Annotated in this window: 13 protein-coding genes and 1 pseudogene; 5 read left to right on the top strand and 9 right to left on the bottom strand. The window is 73.1% G+C overall.

The window, feature by feature from the left end:
• Window positions 1-2: 2 nt before the first annotated feature.
• The gene (locus ACFWVE_RS15075; RefSeq protein WP_384013282.1) at window positions 3-389 is read left to right on the top strand and encodes a PPOX class F420-dependent oxidoreductase; all 387 of its coding nucleotides are present in this window, start codon (window positions 3-5) and stop codon (window positions 387-389) included.
• 33 nt (window positions 390-422) lie between these two features.
• Here the strand turns inward: ACFWVE_RS15075 and ACFWVE_RS15070 are convergent, their stop codons facing one another.
• Window positions 423-842, bottom strand: a complete 420-nt coding sequence (locus tag ACFWVE_RS15070; RefSeq protein ID WP_384013279.1) for a Zn-ribbon domain-containing OB-fold protein — start codon at window positions 840-842, stop codon at window positions 423-425.
• A gap of 228 nt (window positions 843-1,070) precedes the next feature.
• Here ACFWVE_RS15070 and ACFWVE_RS15065 point away from each other — a divergent pair, with 228 nt between their 5' ends.
• On the top strand, window positions 1,071-1,910 hold the full coding sequence (locus ACFWVE_RS15065) for a hypothetical protein (RefSeq protein ID WP_384013276.1): 840 nt from the start codon (window positions 1,071-1,073) through the stop codon (window positions 1,908-1,910).
• Between the two features lie 73 nt (window positions 1,911-1,983).
• Window positions 1,984-2,760, top strand: coding sequence for a peptidoglycan-binding protein (locus tag ACFWVE_RS15060; RefSeq protein ID WP_384013273.1), 777 nt, complete (start codon window positions 1,984-1,986; stop codon window positions 2,758-2,760).
• Window positions 2,761-2,785: 25 nt separating this feature from the next.
• Here ACFWVE_RS15060 and ACFWVE_RS15055 read toward each other — a convergent pair whose 3' ends face one another.
• The 3 genes from ACFWVE_RS15055 to ACFWVE_RS15045 form a co-directional block, all read right to left on the bottom strand.
• Window positions 2,786-3,160 (bottom strand): hypothetical protein, encoded by a 375-nt coding sequence (locus tag ACFWVE_RS15055; protein ID WP_384013270.1) that lies wholly within the window; start codon window positions 3,158-3,160, stop codon window positions 2,786-2,788.
• Window positions 3,161-3,376: 216 nt separating this feature from the next.
• Window positions 3,377-4,294: a MurR/RpiR family transcriptional regulator gene (locus ACFWVE_RS15050; RefSeq protein WP_384013267.1), complete on the bottom strand. Its 918-nt coding sequence runs from the start codon at window positions 4,292-4,294 to the stop codon at window positions 3,377-3,379.
• Between the two features lie 43 nt (window positions 4,295-4,337).
• A complete protein-coding gene (locus ACFWVE_RS15045) occupies window positions 4,338-4,991 on the bottom strand; it encodes a nucleoside/nucleotide kinase family protein (RefSeq protein ID WP_384013374.1) in 654 nt (217 codons plus the stop codon).
• A 79-nt stretch (window positions 4,992-5,070) separates the two neighbouring features.
• Between ACFWVE_RS15045 and ACFWVE_RS15040 the strand changes: the two genes are divergently transcribed.
• Both ACFWVE_RS15040 and ACFWVE_RS15035 read left to right on the top strand, forming a co-directional pair.
• Window positions 5,071-5,817: an HAD family hydrolase gene (locus ACFWVE_RS15040; protein ID WP_384013265.1), complete on the top strand. Its 747-nt coding sequence runs from the start codon at window positions 5,071-5,073 to the stop codon at window positions 5,815-5,817.
• A 107-nt stretch (window positions 5,818-5,924) separates the two neighbouring features.
• Window positions 5,925-7,445 (top strand): hypothetical protein, encoded by a 1,521-nt coding sequence (locus ACFWVE_RS15035; RefSeq protein ID WP_384013263.1) that lies wholly within the window; start codon window positions 5,925-5,927, stop codon window positions 7,443-7,445.
• 60 nt (window positions 7,446-7,505) lie between these two features.
• Here the strand turns inward: ACFWVE_RS15035 and ACFWVE_RS15030 are convergent, their stop codons facing one another.
• From ACFWVE_RS15030 to ACFWVE_RS15010, 5 genes and pseudogenes are all read right to left on the bottom strand, one after another.
• Window positions 7,506-7,712: a hypothetical protein gene (locus ACFWVE_RS15030; protein WP_384013261.1), complete on the bottom strand. Its 207-nt coding sequence runs from the start codon at window positions 7,710-7,712 to the stop codon at window positions 7,506-7,508.
• 267 nt (window positions 7,713-7,979) lie between these two features.
• Window positions 7,980-9,185 carry a glycoside hydrolase family 64 protein gene (locus ACFWVE_RS15025; protein WP_384013258.1) on the bottom strand — a complete coding sequence of 402 codons (1,206 nt, stop codon included), beginning with the start codon at window positions 9,183-9,185 and terminating at the stop codon, window positions 7,980-7,982.
• A gap of 321 nt (window positions 9,186-9,506) precedes the next feature.
• On the bottom strand, window positions 9,507-10,397 hold the full coding sequence (locus ACFWVE_RS15020; protein WP_384013255.1) for a Gfo/Idh/MocA family protein: 891 nt from the start codon (window positions 10,395-10,397) through the stop codon (window positions 9,507-9,509).
• A 131-nt stretch (window positions 10,398-10,528) separates the two neighbouring features.
• Window positions 10,529-10,947, bottom strand: a pseudogene (locus ACFWVE_RS15015) (VOC family protein).
• 110 nt (window positions 10,948-11,057) lie between these two features.
• On the bottom strand, window positions 11,058-14,408 hold the full coding sequence (locus tag ACFWVE_RS15010; protein ID WP_384013253.1) for an SAV_2336 N-terminal domain-related protein: 3,351 nt from the start codon (window positions 14,406-14,408) through the stop codon (window positions 11,058-11,060).
• Window positions 14,409-14,410: the final 2 nt, after the last annotated feature.

Genomic DNA, 14,410 nt, shown 5'->3' with positions numbered 1-14,410 from the left:
GTATGGACAACGCGTTGCTCGAGCGGCTCGGAGCGGGAAAGTATCTGCTGGTCACCAGCTACCGGCGGAACGGCACGCCGGTGGCCACCCCGGTGTGGGTGGTGCGGAACGGGGACGCGCTCGGGGTCTGGACCGCCGCCGACTCCTGGAAGGTGAAGCGGATCCGGGCTCGCGCCGATGTCCTGGTCGGCCCCTGTGACGTGCGCGGCCGTCCGAGCGGTGACCAGGTACCGGCCACCGCGGAGATCTGCGATGCGGCCACCACCGTCCACTACCGCGAGCTGATCGCCCGCAAGTACGGCCTGTCCGGCCGGCTGACGCTGCTCGGCAGCCGGCTGCGCCGGGGCCGGGACGGCACCGTCGGCATCCGCATCACACTCGCCCACTGAACTCCCGCCGTCCGAAGGGTGCCGGGCGGACGGTCAGGTCCAGGCGCGGTAGGGCTCGTCGACGAGCTGGAAGACCGGTTCCCCGCGCACCGGGTCCTTGGCCGTGGACAGCCGCACCCGGTCCCCGCTGTGGATGCCGATCGGCGGACCCATGACCCTGCCGCGGACGACGAAGCCCTCGGCCATCTCGATCAGGGACACGTTCCGGGCGGCCGGCGTATTGCGGTGCAGCGTCGTGGAGTGACGGACCGTGCCGACGCCCGCGCTGTGCTCCGTACACAGGTCGCTGCCCTGGCAGACGGGGCACAGCAGCCGGTGGTACATCGCGGTGCCGCACCAGGTGCACCGCTGGAAGGCCATGGCCTCCGCTCTGTTCGCGCCCCGGGGCTCGAGCAGACCCGTCGTCGTGGTGCCGGCTGCCTGCTGAGCCACGCTTCCTGAGTGGTGGTACACGCTGGTCGACTCCCTGCACTCGGCCGCCATCCCGCGTGCACGGTGCCCCGGCACGCACGTGCCCGGCGTGTCTTGTGCCACCGTGCACAGCGACAGGGTATGGCACTCAGTGCCACCCGTAAAGGCACTCCGTACCCCTCCGTTGCGTCCACCGCGTTCCTGTGCCGTTTCGATGCCCATGAATCATTCATATGATCAGGTTGCTGTCGTCCCCCCGAGGAGCCCCGCATGGCGCCCGCCCGCCCCCGTCCCCGCCTCCTGTACGTCACCGATCCGACGTACCCGGCCCGCGGGCGCAGCTACGGCGACGAGGACGTCCGGCTCACCTCCCGGCTGCGCGCCGACTTCGACCTGGAGCTCTGTCATCCGCGGGACGCCGCCGCGCTGCTGGACGGCTTCGACGCCGTGGTCGTCCGCAACAGCGGCCCGGTCATGACGTACCCGGACGCACACGACGCCTTCCGCGAGCGGGCCACAAAGACCGGAAAGCCGGTCTACAACCCGCTCACCGGCCGGGGCGACATGGCCGGCAAGCAGTACCTGCTCGAACTGAGCGCGGCCGGGTGGCCGGTGATCCCCACCGTCGACCGCGCGGAGGACCTGCACCTGCTGCCCGTGGCGGACCGGTACGTGGTCAAACCCGGGCTCGGCGCGGACTCGATGGGGCTGCGTGTCGTCGCCGCGGACGCCGTGCGGGAGCTCATCGACGGCAGCGTGCTGGTGCAGCCGCACATCGACTTCGCGTACGAGGTCTCCTTCTACTTCGTCGACCACGACATCCAGTACGCCCTGTACACCCCGGACCCCGGCCGGCGCTGGCAGCTGGAGCCGTACGAAACCACCCCGCGCGACCTGGAGTTCGCCCGGGGCTTCGTCGACTGGAACACCCTCGACCACGGCATCCAGCGGGTCGACGCCTGTCGTGCCCCGGACGGCGAACTGCTGCTGGTCGAGCTGGAGGACCTGAACCCGTACCTGTCCCTCGACGCCCTGGACGAGGAGCCCCGCGAGTCCTTCGTGTCCGCCATGACGGCTTCCCTGCACCGCTTTCTGCGCGCCGCCGGCTGAACCTCCGCCGCCCCCGGCGCGTATCTCCTCCCGTGGGCGGACCCGCCCTCGTGCGCAGCGGAAGGAGAGCAGCGTGCCGACGCCGTCCGAACCCGGGCAGCCGCACGACGGCCCGCCCCTCGAGCCCGTCCGCGTCCTGCGCCCCCGCCGCACGGACGCGCTCGCCGAACTGTTCAGGGAGTTCGAACGGGGGGAGCGCGAGGGTTACGAGTCCGTCACCCTGCCCCGGCCCGCGGCCGGGGCACAGGACGAGACGCAGGAGTTCCCGTCGGTCGCCCCCGAACCGCCCACCCGGCCGCCGACGGCCGTGCCCGGCCCGGCGCACGAGAGCTTCACGCACCGCACTCCCGCATCCGGCCGCACGGCCCCCCAGCACCGTTCGGCCCGCGGCCCTTCGCCCGACGGCACCGCGCCCGGCCGGCCCCCGCACGCCTCCCCGCACAGCCCCGCGACGCGGCGGGCAGCCGTGGCGATCGCCGTGGCCGCGGCGGCGGTACTCGGCTTCGGCGGCGCGGTCCTGCTCCTGGGGCAGAACTCCGACGCCCGCGCCACGCCCGACCCCCGGCCCTCCGCGAGCCCGTCGGCGCCCGCGCCCACCGCGCCGCCCGCGCGGGTCCCGGCCGCCCCCGGGTTCCTCGGTGAGGGCGACTCGGGCCCCGAGGTGGCCGAACTCCAGGAACGGCTCCTGCGCATCCCGGACGTCTACCGCGACGGCGCCGCCAGCGGCCGCTACGACGCCACCCTGGCGGCGGCCGTCGCCCGGTTCCAGCTCTGGTACGGCGTCCAGGGCGACGAGACCGGGGTCTACGGCGACGACACCCGCCGCGCGCTGGAGTCCCGTACGGGATGACGCCCGACCGGCGTGCCCGCCCCGGTCAGCGGCCCGATTCCACCAGTGCCCGGGTGACCGCGCGCACGCTGCGGGCGATGTGCTGCAACTGCATGACCTCGGCCGCGTACAGCTTGATCGTGTGCTCGATGACCCCTTCGTGCAGGCCCAGCCGGGGCAGGTCGGCCCGTGCCGTCTGCAGGGCGGTGCGCGCCACCCGGATCTCGTGCTCGACCTGGATCTGGGCGTGCCGCGCCAGCAGGACGGGGTGCCGGATGAACGCGGGGTAGCTCGCGTAGCGCGCCGGTACCAGCTCGCGCAGCCACTTGGCCGCCGAGCGCTCCCAGTCGTAGCTGCCGGGTGCCTTGACCTGGCAGGGCCAGTCCGGACTGAGGCGCGTGGACGTCACGGTCATGATCATCGCTTCCGGGTGTGCGGCGTCGCTGGGGTGGGCGACGGGTGGGGCTGCCCCGGTCCGGTGCGGCGGCCCCGGTCCAGGGGGCGGTCCGACGGTCTTGGGCGTTCGCGCAGGACATGTCGTGATCCGCCAGCAGTATTTATATATGCCATCCGGTTTTCAAGGCGTATGAAAACATTCATGTGAGCTTTGCAGTGGAAGGTCCACTTGATGACGCCGTCAGTCCCGGAGGAAGAACTGGTGCTGGTCGGCGACCTGCTCGTACTCGTCGAGCCGTGCCTGCGTCCGCTCCGGGTCCGCGTCCGTCATGGCCTGGAGCAGCGCCGCGCACATCACGCCCGCGGTGGCGTACGAGTCGAACACCAGACGTGACCCGGTGCCGGTCGCGAAGGTGACGTCCGCCTCGTCCGCGAGGGGCCCCAGCGCCAGGTCGGTGATCAGTGCGACCTTCAGCCCGGCGTCCCGGGCGCCCCGCACTGCCGTCAGGGTCTCCTGGGCGTGCCGCGGCATGGAGAACGCCAGCACCCACGAGCCGCCGGCCTCCCGTGACTGCAGCAGCGCGTCGTAGGCGACGCTGCCGCCCCGGGTCACCAGCCGGACGTCCGGGTGGATGCGGCGGGCGGCGTAACCGAAGTACTCGGCAAGGGACACGGAGATGCGCAGCCCGAGGACGGTCAGCGGCACGGACGCCGCCAGCACGCGGCCGGTTTCGACGACCCGGCCGGGATCGGCGAAGTCCCGCCGCAGGTTCTCCAGGTTCTCGATCTCGGCGTCCACCGCCGCCTGCAGCTCGTTGCCCCGGTGCTCCTCCGCGGGCCCGCCGGGGAGCGTGCCGAGGGCGATCGCCTGGAGCTTCTCCCGCAGCGCGGGGTAGCCGCTGAAGCCGACCACCGAGGCGAACCGGGTCACCGAGGGCTGGCTCACCCCGGCCCGCTCGGCGAGGTCCGTGATCGACAGGAACGCGGCCTCCGTGAGGTGCCCGATCAGATACTGGGCGATGCGCCGCTGCCCGGGGGAGAGCCGGGGCCGGTCGAACAGCGTGCGGAGCTGGGACGTCGGGGACACCTCCGTCTCCCGGCCCGCCTTCCCCGAGGTGATCGCGGATACCTGTGCGCGTGCCTGCTGCGGCGATGGCACCGGGGTGCCTCCTTCGTCTCCCACGAAGGTTGAATTTAGCCGGTCACCGGCACACACGCGGCACCGCCGCCGCCGGAACCACGAGGTCCGCGCGGTGCCGGGTGTGCGCCACCAGTTCGGCGTTGGGCCCGTCCGAGCGCGCGACCCAGGCCACTGCCTCGTCCTGGGGCTTGCCGAACTCCACGTGCCGGGCCACCAGCCGCCGGACCCGCTCCTTCTCGTCCAGCTCGCAGAACCACACCTCGTCGAGCAGCGGCCGCACCCGCGCCCACGCACCGGTGTCCAGCAGCAGGTAGTTCCCCTCCGTCACCACCAGCCGGGCCGTCGGCGGCACCGGAACGGCCCCCGCGACCGGCTGCTCCAGCACCCGTTCGAAACCGGGCGCGTACACGACGTCCCCGTACGTCTCCTCGCGCAGCCGCCGCAGCAGGGCCGCGTACCCGGCCGCGTCGAAGGTGTCCGGGGCGCCCTTGCGGTCCCGGCGGCCGAGCCGGTCCAGTTCGGCGTCGGCGAGGTGGAAGCCGTCCATCGGGACGTGCGCGACCCACGGTTCCCCGGCGCCGTTCAGCGTCCGCACCAGTTCCCCGGCGAGCGTGGACTTTCCGGCCCCGGGGCTGCCCGTGATGCCGAGTACCGCGCGCCGGCCGTCCCGGCCGAGGGCCCGGGCCCGGTGGAGGAGATCGTCGAAGGTCGGCACCACACGGGAAAGTGTGCCACCCCTGCCCACCCCGCCCGCCGCCGGGTGCTGTCCACCGGTACGCGGGACCATGTCCTCCATGACGGATCTGGGTCTGCCCGAGAACATCCTGGCCTGCCTCTTCGACCTCGACGGTGTCATCACCAGGACCGCCGCCGTTCACGCGTCGGCCTGGAAGCAGGCGTTCGACACCTTCCTGCGCGAGCGGGACGGCACGGACTTTTGGCCGTTCACCGACGCCGACTACGCCGAGTACGTCGACGGCCGCCCGCGGTCCGACGGGGTACGCACCTTCCTCGCCTCCCGCGGTGTCGACCTGCCCGAGGGCATGCCGGACGATCCCCCGGGGGCCGCGACCGTGCACGGGCTCGCCCGCCGCAAGAACGAGCTGTTCCTGGAACGGATCCGCGCCGGCGGAGTGGATGCCTACGAGGGCACCCTGCGCTACATCCGGGCGGCCCGCGCCGACGGCCTGCGCACCGCCGTCGTCTCCGCCAGCGCCAACTGCCGGGACGTGCTGCGCGCCATCGACGCCGAGCACCTCTTCGACGTCCGTGTGGACGGGGTGGTCGCCGCCGGGCGCGGCCTTTCCGGCAAACCGCGCCCCGACACCTTCCTCGCCGCCGCCCGGGATCTCGGCGTCCCGCCCGGCCGGGCCGCCGTGTTCGAGGACGCGCTGGCCGGCATGGACGCGGGCCGCGCCGGTCGTTTCGGATACGTCGTCGGCGTGGACCGCGTCGGCCGGCCGGACGCGCTCTACGCCCATGGCGCCCACCGGGTCGTGACGGACCTCTCCGAACTCGCCGGAGACCCCGGAAAACGGTGACCGCATCCGCCGCCCCGCCTGCCTCGGCGCGCCCCGCGGGTTAATTTGTTCCTGTCTGCACGCAAATGATCGGCTGGATCGGCGGCATACGGGACAAAGGACGGACGATGGCCGACGGCAAGAGTGCCCTTCTCGCCGGAGGACGGCGACGCGCACGTACGTCCTTGCCGGGCGCACTCCGTCCCGCGAGCGGCACCGCGCCGCTCGCGGTCCTGGCCGCCGTCTTCACCGTCGCCCAGCTCGTCCTCGTCCGCCCCGCGCTGGGACTCGGCTGGGACGAGATCGTCTACGTCAGCCAGGTCGCCTCCCACCATCCGGCCGCCTTCTTCAGCGCCCCGCGCTCCCGGGGCGTCCCCCTCCTGGTGGCGCCCGTCGCCTCCTGGTCGGAGTCCACCGCACTGCTGCGCGTCTACCTCGCCGTCCTGTCCGGCCTGGGCCTGTACCTGGCGCTGCGCGCCTGGCACGGCCTGTTCCCCACCCGGGTCCTGGTCACCGGCGGCGCCTTCTTCACGTCCTTGTGGGTGACCCTCTTCTACGGCCCCCAGGCCATGCCCAACCAGTGGGTCGCACTCGGCGCCCTGACCGCCGTCGGCTGCTTCCTGCGCCACCACGCGGACCGTTCGGCACGCGGGGCGCTGTGGGGCGTCGCGGCGGGAGCCGCGCTGATGGCGCTGATGAGGCCCACCGACGCCGTATGGGTGACGGTCCCCCTGCTGCTCCTCGCCCTGGCCGGCCGGCACGTGCGCCTCCTGACCGCACTCGCGGCGGGCCTCGCGGTGGGCGCGGCCGAGTGGGTGGCCGAGGCCTACGCCTGGTACGGCGGCCCGGGGGAGCGGCTGGCCGAGGCCTCCCGCGTCCAGGGCGGGCTCGGCCTGTACATGGCCGTCGACGACCAACTGCGCAGCCTGGGCGGACGAGGTCTGTGCCGCCCGTGCACCGGGGCGATGCCCCATCCGGTGATCGTCCTGTGGTGGTTCGCCCTGCCGCTCCTGGCCGCCCTCGCGCTGGTCGTCGCCGTACGGGCCCGGCGGGCCCTGCGCACCGTGCTGCCGCTGGCCTGCGCCGCCACGGCCGCTTTCCCGTACCTCTTCATGATCGGTTACGCGGCGCCCCGCTTCCTCCAGCCTGCCTACGCCCTGCTCGCGATCCCCGTGGCCGACGCGCTGTGGCATCCGGTCAGAACACCGGCCGGGACATGGCGGCCGGTCGTGACGTCACTGGCCGCGCTCGCGCTGGCCGGGCATCTGACCGTGCAACTGGCCGTCCTGGTGCACACCGTGGACCGCACCACCGACAGTCGCCGGAACTGGGCCCGCACCGCCGGCGAACTGCACCGGCTCGGCGTCCGCCCGCCCTGCCTGATCACCGGTCACGAAGCCATCCCCGTTGCCTACTACACCGGCTGCTCCTCCGGCGGGACGGGCGGGAACAACGAGAACACCACGGTGGCGGAGATCCTGAGCGCCGCGGACCGTGTGCCCGTCGCCGCGCTCACCGGCCCCGGCGGAACCCCGCCCGGCTACGCCCGCGCCTGGCCCGCGCACACGATCGGTGACCTCCAGGCCAGGATCGCGCCGGCACCGGTGCAGGCCGCCCCACGGGCCGCGGCCACGGACGGGCCGGGGTGACGGACGGGGGCCGGAAAGGGGCGAGGCCCCGGGCAGAGGCCGGGGGTCAGGGGTCAGGGGTCAGGGGAGGATCTTGTCCAGCGCGGCGGGCCCTTCCTCCTCGAGCTTGCGCCTGGCCCATGCGAGATTCTGCGGAGTGAGATCCTTGCCGGAGGCAAGGACGAGGTCCTCCGGTGACACATCGGTGCCGGTGCGGGCGTGGAGCAGGCCGTCCGGGGTGGTGCGGTCCTCGGGCGGCCGGGACTCCTCGGGCTGGGACGTCGACATCTCTGACTCCTCGGGTCCGGATGGCTGTAGCGGCCCCGGTGCGGTCATCGGGTCCGGTATCACCATTCAACGCGGGAGCCCGCTGTGCATCCGGAACACGGGGGCGCCGCCTCGAAGGGGCCGCTCCTCGTGTGCAGGAGTACCTTTCCCGGCCCGCGGAAAACCTCCCCGCGCCGGCGGCGCACCCCGTTCGGACCGCCGCGGACGCGAGGCGGGGCGCCGCCCGTCCTTCGGCCCTCCGGCCCTCCGGTGCTTCGGCCCTCCGGACTAGAAGGGCGACAGCGTCAGGCGTATGCCCGTGGGAGCCGTGTCCTGGATGTACGAGGCGAAGTCGGCGACGTCGTCGAAGGCGAAGCCGTACGCCTTGCCGTCCTCCGTGGCCGTGTGCACGGCCTTGGAATAGTGGTTGGTGAGCTCGGTCCGGTAGAAGACCGAGGCGTCGGTGGTCGGCTGTTCGGGGTGGCTGAGCAGCGTGGAACGGTTGAAGCCGGCACCGAGTACGGCGGCGACCGGGCCGGTCGTGCCGTCGTTCGGGGCGGCGAGCGCCCCGTCGCAGAAGAGGACGTCCCGGGTGGACGGCCTGGCGAAGGAGACCTGGGCGGGCCCGTCGAAGGTGAACCGGTCGCCGCGCACCCGGCCGGTGAAGGTACCGGCGTTCGTGGTCACCTTGAGGTCACGTCCGGTGTAGGTGCTCCACACCTCGTCGATGTACGGGGCGAGGTAGTCCTCGGCGAACAGGCCCGCGTCCAGACCGTGTCCCGGCGCGATGATCCGGGTGTCGTCCACGACGAGCCGCGAGAACGCCTCCGCCTGCCTGAGCGCGTCGAACGCGGCACCGCGGCCCCCGTCCCGGAACACGCCGACGGACTGGTCCTTGGAACCGGTGAGCCGGATGTTCATCGGCACGCTGAACATGTCGACCATGGTGGTGTTGCAGAACATGCCGGCGGAGTTGTAGGTGAACTCCGCACAGTCGTGCAGCACACCGTAGTTGGGGTCCGAGGTGACCCAGCCTGCCGGGTACTGCAACGCCGCGTTGCCGTTTCCGTCCGTGACGGCCTTGAACCTGAGCTTCGCGCCGAGGGACACATAGATCCGCCCGGACATGTACGGCAGGGACAGCTTGGTCTCGCCGCCGGCGGCCAGGCCGATCGCGTAGTCGGTGAAGCCGTCGGGGCCGTTGTCCGACGCGGCGACCGGGGCGATGGTGCCCTCGGGGGTGACCCGGACCTGACGGCCGTCCGCGTTGCCCACGATGTAGAGGTGCACGTTCCCGTTGCCGAAGGAACCACTGTTGTTGACGATCGTCAGGGGCAGGGCCCCCGCCGCTGCCGCCTTGGCCTTCTGCTCGCCGGACTGGTCCGCGAGGGCGTGCGGAGCGATCGCCGCCGCCGCGGGCAGGGCCACGGCGGCTCCGCCGAGGGCGAAGAGGACCTTGCGGCGGCCGAGGGTGCGCTGATGGCGAGGAGTCATGTGGGGGATCTCCCTGGAGTGCTCGTGCGGGTGGCTGACCGCGTCGACCGGGCGACGTGGGGAGGCGCTTGAGAGAGCGCTCTCAGGCGGTGCGTCGGGACCGGCGCGCGGGATTGATGCTAGGGACCGCGGCGGCCCCCGCCAACGGTCCGACTTGTCCTTTACTCCGCGCTGACCTGCGCATACTCGAAGGAACGACGAGGACCCCACGATCACTTAACCGGTCTTTAAGGACCCCTTAAGCCGGTCGGGCCCGGGCGTCACGGAGCGCACTGAAAGCACTCCGTTCCGCGGTCGGCCAGGGCGCCGTGAAGGCCGTGGTCAGCGCGTTCCGCTGTGCAGCAGCGTTTCCGCCACGGCCAGGGTCTCCGTGATCCGGAGGGCGAACGCCGCGTCACAGGGGTGGGGAGTACCGGTGCCGGCCGCGGCGAGGAGGGCGTCCGCGGCCCGGGTGAGGGCCGGGACCGCGCCTTCGGTGGCCTCCGGGAGGAGAGTGACCCCCGCCTCACCGCGCAGCTCGACCATGGCTCCGGCCGCGGCCGGGGGAGCCGTCAGGCTCAACGTGAGGCTGCTCGACGCGCCGCTCGCATGGTCGAGGACGAGATGGACGGTGTCCCCGGGACCGTACGCCGCAGCGGTGACCCGCCGTGGGTCGCCGAGCACCGGAAGCAGGACGGACAGGGCGTGCGGGCCGACGTCCCACAGGGCGCCCTTCTCCCGCCGCCACTGAGAGGCGGCGAAGGGATTTCCGTCGGAGGTGAACACCGCCCCGAGCCACTGCGCCCGCCCGGTGAACCAGCCGCCCGCGCGCGCCTGTTCGGTGATCCATGCCTCCGGCCCGGGCTGGAAACGGGTGGTGAAGAAGACCACGGAGGCGACCTGGGCCTCCTCGGCCGCCTCGACGACCGCCCGCCCCTGCGCGACGGTCGGCGCGAGCGGCTTGTCGAGCAGCAGATGGCACCCGGCCCGCGCCGCGCGCGCCGCCAGCTCCGCCTGTACCGCGGGCGGCAGCGCCACGGCGACGGCGTCCACGTCGGTGAACAGCGCCTCGACGTCGTCGTAGGCCCGGGTGCCGTGCAGATCGGCCAGCTCCTTCGCGGCGTCGGGCCGGCGGCCCCACACACCGGCGAAGTCGAGGTCCGGGTGCCCACTCAGCGCGGGGGCGTGTGCCACCTGCGCCCAGGGGCCGGTACCGAGCAGTCCGATCCGCATGCCGCCGCCTCTCCCGGGGCCGGCGACCGCCGCCGGACCGCTGTCCTGTCGCGCTCCGCCGGCGCGCTGCAGGTCACGGTGGTCCCTGCCGAAAGGTCATGTCAACGGCCGGGCACCGGAAGACACGGGGCTCAGTCCTCGGACCGGCTGATGTCGACCGTCCACGGGACGCCGAAGCGGTCCGTGCACCTCCCGAACGCATCCCCCCACAGCTGCTTCTCCAGCGGTACGGACACCGGGCCGCCGCTGGACGGTTTGTCCCAGCAGCCGCGCGGCCCGGGCTCGTCCTCGCCGCTGAGGCTCACGGGGAAGTTGTTGCCCGGGGCGTGTCCCGCGCCCGGCGGCGTGCCGGCGCCCATGAACATGAAGGTGAAGCCGGCGGGACTCTCCAGCACGCCGTGCATGATCTTGCCGGCGTTCCCGGAGCCGGGCTGTCCGAAGTCGCCACAGGTGTTGAGGCGCAGCTCACCGCCGAAGACCTCCTTGTGAACCCCCATGCCTGCCGTGCGTCCCCGTCGGACCTCGGGTACGGGCTGAGGAGCGAGGCCATGAGCACCTCCCGAGACTCTGTGACAGGGTCGGCTGCGCGCAGCGTGACGCCGGGTGCCGGCACCCACATGTCCGGCCGGCCCGCACCACGGGCCGCGGGCGGCGTGGGGATCACTGTGCGGTGCCGGGGCCCGCCACCAGCTCCGCCAGTCGCAGGAAGGCGTTCGTGGTGGCCGCGCGCAACTGGTTCAGCTTCCAGCCGGAGGACTGCAGCGCGGCGTCGAAGGGAACGTGCACCACCTGCGCGGGATCGACGGCCAGGGCCCGGACGGAGGCCGCCGGCAACGCCCGCCCCGAGGGACCGCCCAGTTCGGTGGCGACCACGATCGCGTCCCGGGCCAACCACTCACGCCCCCCCTGCCGCAGCTCGTCGAGGATGCGTGCCGCCGCCTCCAGGAACCAGTGCGACGTACCGCAGCACAGGATCAGCCGGTCCGTGCAGTCGAGTACGGCATGGGCCGTTCCGTCCAGCCGCAGGGGGGCCCAGTCGGTGAGCACGAACGGGTAGTGGGGAGCGGTATGCCTCAGCACGCGTGCGTATTCGCGCGCGTGCGCCGGGTTGGGGCTGTAGTGGCCCTTGCGGTGTGCGACCACCTCCAGCCCGGACGGCAGACCGGTGGTGAGGGCGCGGATCTCCTCGTACGACGGGGTGTCCGGCAGGGCCACCAGATCCCGTACCACCGCCTGGTTGCGCCGGGTCAGGAAGGCGTCCAGTGCTCCCTCGGAAGCCGCGCCGTCGAGGGCGAGGACGGGTTGGCCGCGCACGGAGGCGAGCAGCGAGCCGAGCACCATCGTCGTGGTGGCCCGTCCGCTGTAGTGGTAGGCGCCGATCAGGGCCAGCCGCCTGCTGTGCGTCAGCGGCACACGCACCTGCCGCAGGCGCCCCTCCATCTCCCGGCGGACGGTCCCGAAGCGGGGCAGGCGCAGTCCGTTCCGGCCGGCGGCGGGGACTTCGGCGGCCGACGGCGGAGTCAGCGGTACGGGCGTCAGGGTCTGCGGGGCGGCCGGCGCGGGCGACGACACGACCCCCGTCTGGTGGAGGCGGGCCCGGGCGACGTAGCGGGCGAGGAGCTCGGCGACCTCGCTCGCCGTGGGACGCTGCGCCGGATCCGCGTCGAGGCAGCGCAGCACGAGCTGCCGCAACGGTCCCCAGGTGTCGCCCTGCCACAGATGCATCCCCTCCGGCATGCTCGGCATGTCCCAGCCCGCCTTGCTGCTGATGAGCTGGAGCAACTCGCCGAGGGAGCGCATGTTGTCCTCGCGGGTGGGGACCGGTCCCGAGCCCGCGTACTCCCCGTCCACGGCGCAGTCCGACAGGTCGCCGAGGACCACGGTGCGCCGCAGGACGTAGACGCTGTCGGCGCTGAGATCGGCGGGCACGAGTCCGTTGACGTGGCAGAGGGCGAGGGCGTTCGCGAGGTAGCAGCCGACCAGGAGTCCCCTGAGCAGGTCGAAGGGCGCGGTCCCCCCGTGCAGGGAGCCGGTGCAGATCTTGCCGAGCCTCGGCGGTTGGGCGTCGGGGGCGTTCGTGTCCGCGATCGGGGTCATCGCCAGCCAGGGCGGGGAATCCTCGAGCCCGGTGCCGAGCAGCCGGGGGGCGTACTGCCCCTGGAGGCGGGCGAGCGCCTCGGCCTCCACCTCGATCAGCCTGGCGTTGCCGGCGGAACGGCCGAGGCGGGGGACCCGCAGGACGGCGTTCCGCCCCCGCGTGTCGACGCCCCGGTAGACCGTCGTCCGGTGCCCGCGGCGGCGGCCCCGCAGGACATAACCGCCGAGTCTGGGGGGATCGTCGTCGGTGAGGGGTCCCCAGTCGTCCGTACCGGAGGAATCCCGCGGGTGCGGCCGGCTCGGAGGCAGTGTGGTGCTGCGTGTGAGGGAGACGCCGAAACGGGTCAGCAACCGGCGTTCGACGCTGGTGAATGCCCGGCGTGAGCCCGGGACGTCGGCGGGACCGTCGGGATGGGCCAGCCAGGCGGGGAAGTCCGGTGAGTTTCCGGCGAGTTCTTCGAGCCGGCGGCCGAGCCGGCGGCTGGTGTGCAGCAGTTCGGCCTGGGGAACCGCGTCGAGCAGTACCGTCTTGGACTCGTCGGTGAAGTCGAAGACCCGGTGCTTGGCGGGCAGCGGTCCCGGCACCGGGGCGGGAGACGGCCGCACCAGGCCACCGAGGAAGACCTCGGCGAGGTGGGACGTGGTGGCGGACCACGGCACCGCCTTCTGCACCAGGCGCATGACCGGAACCGACAGAGGGGAGACCGCCGCCAGATGAGCGGCGAGACGGTACGCCTCCGGAGTCGCCGCGTCCCGGAAGTGCTGGGTGCTGCTGGAGTCACGCAAGGGGGCCGCGGTTTCGTACCGGCCGGGGTACGCCATGAACGGCAGTTCCACGGTGGTTCCGGGGGAGGCGAGCAGGCGTGCCCAGCCGCGCAGCGAGGCCGGTGTCGGCTCCAGTACCGGCACCGGCACCCCGTCGAAGTCGGCGATCCCCGGCGGCAGCACCGGGTCGGTGATCTCCCAGGAGGTGTTGGCGCCGCCGACCCGCCGGGTGGTGGCCTGCCAGCGTTCGGCGAAGATGCCGGAGGCCTCCCACATGTCGGGCGGCAGGGTGTGCAGGACCGCGACAGGGCCGCGGTCCGCCTGCCGGGTCAGCAGGTCGTGCATGGTGCCGGCCCGCCAGGCTGCTCCCATGCCGTCGCTGACGACCAGCAGGAGGGTGCGGCCGGAAGGATCGTTGACGGTGCTCAGCGGCAGTTTCGCGCTGTCGGGCCGGAACGGGCGCGCGTGCAGGACCGGGTGGCGTGCGTCGCGGGTGTCCAGACCGAGGACCCGGCTGGTGGCGAAGGCCCCCAAACGCTCCAGCAGCGTGCGCAGCTCGGTGCCGAGGCGGTGCCACAGCAGCATGGACAGGCCGTCGTCGATGACCAGCGCCAAATTGAGCCAGCGCTCGCGCACGGGCCGCTCCACCACGTCGGCCAGCCCCGTCTCGGCGAGCGCGGCGGCCGTGCGCTCCTCGTCGATCTCCGTGCGGTGGCGGCTTTCGTGGCGGCGGCGCAGCGGCCGCAGTACCCGGCCGAGCTCGAGTTCACGGGTGAGGGCCTTGTCCTCGGGGACGCGCACCGGCATGGCCCGGCGGGATTCCTGCCCCGCCGGAGCGCGGGTGGCACCGGGGGGCGGGGCCGGGTCCTGGCGGGCCGCCGCGTACAGCTCGGGGGAGGTGAGGTCGGGCAGATCGGGGTCGTCCGCCTCCGGCGGTGACGGCTGGGACGCGGTCGGGTCCGGGCCGGGTGGCGGGGGCGCCTCGGGGTGCGCGGCGGCCGGCGGGTCCTGGCGGAGCGGCGCGAGGGGGCCGGCGGGGAACCGGCGGGCCAGCCACAGCACGTCGAGAACCTGGTCCGCGTCCAGGTCGACACCACAGGCCGACAGCACCCTCAGGGCCTCGGTGAACCGCGCACCACTGCCCGCCATGG

The sequence above is a fragment of the Streptomyces sp. NPDC058632 genome (genome assembly GCF_042717095.1).
Classification (GTDB): domain Bacteria; phylum Actinomycetota; class Actinomycetes; order Streptomycetales; family Streptomycetaceae; genus Streptomyces.
Note: the sequence above shows the minus strand (reverse complement) of the source record. Positions and strands in the feature narration are given on the sequence as shown.

What these genes read in the sequence shown, in the direction of transcription:
- ACFWVE_RS15075 (WP_384013282.1), top strand. Translation starts at nt 3, where the DNA reads ATGGACAACGCGTTGCTCGAGCGGCTCGGAGCGGGAAAGTATCTGCTG.
- ACFWVE_RS15065 (WP_384013276.1), top strand. Translation starts at nt 1,071, where the DNA reads ATGGCGCCCGCCCGCCCCCGTCCCCGCCTCCTGTACGTCACCGATCCG.
- ACFWVE_RS15055 (WP_384013270.1), bottom strand. Translation starts at nt 3,160, where the DNA reads ATGATCATGACCGTGACGTCCACGCGCCTCAGTCCGGACTGGCCCTGC.
- ACFWVE_RS15040 (WP_384013265.1), top strand. Translation starts at nt 5,071, where the DNA reads ATGACGGATCTGGGTCTGCCCGAGAACATCCTGGCCTGCCTCTTCGAC.
- ACFWVE_RS15035 (WP_384013263.1), top strand. Translation starts at nt 5,925, where the DNA reads ATGGCCGACGGCAAGAGTGCCCTTCTCGCCGGAGGACGGCGACGCGCA.
- ACFWVE_RS15030 (WP_384013261.1), bottom strand. Translation starts at nt 7,712, where the DNA reads ATGTCGACGTCCCAGCCCGAGGAGTCCCGGCCGCCCGAGGACCGCACC.
- ACFWVE_RS15025 (WP_384013258.1), bottom strand. Translation starts at nt 9,185, where the DNA reads ATGACTCCTCGCCATCAGCGCACCCTCGGCCGCCGCAAGGTCCTCTTC.
- ACFWVE_RS15020 (WP_384013255.1), bottom strand. Translation starts at nt 10,397, where the DNA reads ATGCGGATCGGACTGCTCGGTACCGGCCCCTGGGCGCAGGTGGCACAC.
- ACFWVE_RS15010 (WP_384013253.1), bottom strand. Translation starts at nt 14,408, where the DNA reads ATGGCGGGCAGTGGTGCGCGGTTCACCGAGGCCCTGAGGGTGCTGTCG.